This window comes from Streptomyces milbemycinicus, assembly GCF_002154605.1.
Taxonomy (GTDB): Bacteria; Actinomycetota; Actinomycetes; order Streptomycetales; family Streptomycetaceae; genus Streptomyces; species Streptomyces milbemycinicus.
This window is the reverse complement of record NZ_MUNE01000605.1, coordinates 1-2,569: the sequence shown is the minus strand read 5'-3', so window position 1 is coordinate 2,569 and position 2,569 is coordinate 1. Positions and strand designations below refer to the sequence as shown.

1 protein-coding gene is annotated in these 2,569 nt (G+C 77.3%); it reads right to left on the bottom strand.

From position 1 onward, the window contains the following. Positions 1-117: 117 nt before the first annotated feature. On the bottom strand, positions 118-2,569 hold a 2,452-nt coding region (locus CCN51_RS56705), incomplete at its 5' end, for an ATP-binding protein (RefSeq protein WP_086860688.1).

Genomic DNA, 2,569 nt, shown 5'->3' with positions numbered 1-2,569 from the left:
GACTACGACGCGCTGCGCGGCATCGAGGACGACAAGCTGCGGCTGTTCTGAGGCCCGATACGCCGCGCGGCGCGGTCCGGCATCGCCGGGCCGCGCCGCGCGGCGTATCGGGTGCTGTTACATCGACGAGGTCGACGAGGTCGGGGCGGCGGACGTGGAACTGCTCGCCGTCGTCGCCGGGCCGCTGGCCGTGTTCGTGGTGTCGCCTCCGGGGCTTGTGGTGGGGCTGGTGGGCGGCGTGGTGGTGGGCGGCTTGGTAGTGGGCGGCTTGGTGGTGCTGCTCGGCGGGGTGGTCGGCGTCGTCGGGCGGTGGGTCGGGGTGTGCGTGGTGGACCCGGACGTGGGTGGGGTCGTCGTCGGCTCGCCCGTCGGCGACGCCGCGCCGCTGGACGACGGGGCGGTCGGGCTCTGCGAGGCGCTGGGCGAGCCGCTGACGAGCGTGGACGGGGACGTGGGCGCCCCGGGGACGCCGCTGGGGCCCGGCTGCTGGCTCTCGCCCGCGCCGCTCGTGGGCTCTTCGGCGGTCACCCCCTTGTCGTCGGCCTTACGGGAGGTCGACTCGCTCGGCTTGACGGTGTCGGCGGAGCCCTTGTCCCCGTCGCCCGAGGTGACGCCGATCGTCACCACCGTGCCGAGGACGGCCACGAGCAGGGCGCCCGCGCCCGCCGCGACCAGGTTGCGCCGGGCGCCGGTGAGCGCCGCGAAGCGGCGGCCGTGCGGGGTCCTGCCGCCGCCGGGGCCGCCTCCCTGACCGCCGGGACCACCGTTACCGCCCGCGCCGCCCGTACCACCGTCCCCTGTGCCGCCGGTGCCGACCGCGGCGAGCACGTCGGTGCGGTCGAGGCGTTCGGTCGTCTCGACTCGCGGCGTGACGACCGTGATCTCGGTGTCGGCCGGGTCCTGCCGCCCCGCCGGCACCCCGCCGGGCGGGGAGGCCGACTCGTCATGGCGCGCCTCCGGGACCTCCTCGCCCGGCGTCGTACGGCCGCCGGGCGCAGCGAAGACACCGGCCGCTGCCGGGCCGCCGGAGCGGTCGGTGACCAGGGCCAGGGCGCGCCGGCCCGCGACCGTGCCGCGCTTGTCGGCCAGTACGCCGCGCAGCCCGATGGACGCCTCCAACTCGGCCCGCGCCCGGTCCGGATTGCCCGTGCACAGCGCGAGGACGCCCAGCTCGTGGTGGAAGTACGCCTCCTCCGCGACCTGTCCGGCCAGCCGCGCGGCCTCCTGGCCATGGCGCAGGGCGCGCTCCCAGGCGCCCCAGTGGAGCGCGGCGGCGAAGGCGGGGGTGGCGCTGCGGGCCAGCAGTACGGCGGTCTCGGCGCGGCCCGCCTCGCGGGCGGCGACCAGGGCGGCCATGGCGGTGAGGACCGCGTCGGCCTCGACGGCGACCCGCTCCGGGGCGACCGACGGGTGGCCGGCCCACCAGGCGTAGTGCCGGGCGACGGCGCCCGCCCGCTCGGCCGTCCCGTCCGCGTAGCCGACGGCGGCGAGTTGGTCGGCCACGCCGACCGCCAGCCGGTAGTGCGATCCCGCGGGCGTGACCAGGCCACCGGCGATCAGCTCGACGAGCGCCGCGTCGGCGTGGGTGTCCCCGGCCAGCGCGGGCAGATGCGTCTGGTGCGGGCACTCACCGCCGAGCGCGACCGCGAACCGCAGGGTGTCCTGGGCCGCCTCGCTCAGCCGGGAGACGATCAGCGCGACGGGGGCCGCGCCCTCGGCGAGCGTCGGCAGCGGGGTGGCGTCCCGTACGCCGGTCTCGGCGGAGGCGTCGTCCGCCGCGCCCAGGTCCCCGGCCGTACCCGAAGCCCCGGCAGAACCGGACCCCTCAGCGGAGCCTGAAGCCCCACCAGAACCGGACGCCCCACCAGCAGCACCTGAGACCTCAGCCGAGCCGGAAGCCTCAGCCGAGCCCGAAGCGTCTGCCCGCAGCGCGTCGCGCTGCCGGAGCAGCGCGCCCGCCTGGATGAACCGCAGCGGCAGCCCCTCGGATTCGAACCACAGGTCCGCGGCCCAGTTCCGCTCGTCCTCCGCCAACGGGCGCCGTACGGCCCGCTCGAGCAGTTCCAGGGACCCGGTGCGGCTCAGCCCGGAGAGGAAGACCTCTTCGAGGTGCGACTCGGTGGAGGGGGCCGCGACGGCCGGGGTGGCCGAGATCAGATAGGCGCACTCGGGCGTCGCGTCCAGGAACTCGTCCAGCGCGGCGCCGCCGAACTCGATGTCGTCCAGCACGACGACCGCGCCGACCTCCGCGACCGCCGCCAGCAGCTCCGGGCGGCCGGGGCGGTACAGAGGGGCGCGGTAGACGGCGGCGTACAGCTCGTACAGCAGGTCGGTGGCGGTGCGGCGGTAGCCGGAGAGGCGTACGACCCCGTCGGGCGCCAGGTCCTCGCAGTCCGCGGCGACGGCGTCCAGCAGCGTGCTGCGGCCCGCGCCGGAGGGCCCGGTGACCCGCACCGACCGGCCGCGGGCGAGCAGCCGCGCCAGGCGCTCGCGCTCGTCCTCGCGCTCCAGCATCGGCACCTCGAAGGCCACCGCCCCCGCGGGCAGCGGCGGGGCGGCGGCCTTCGAG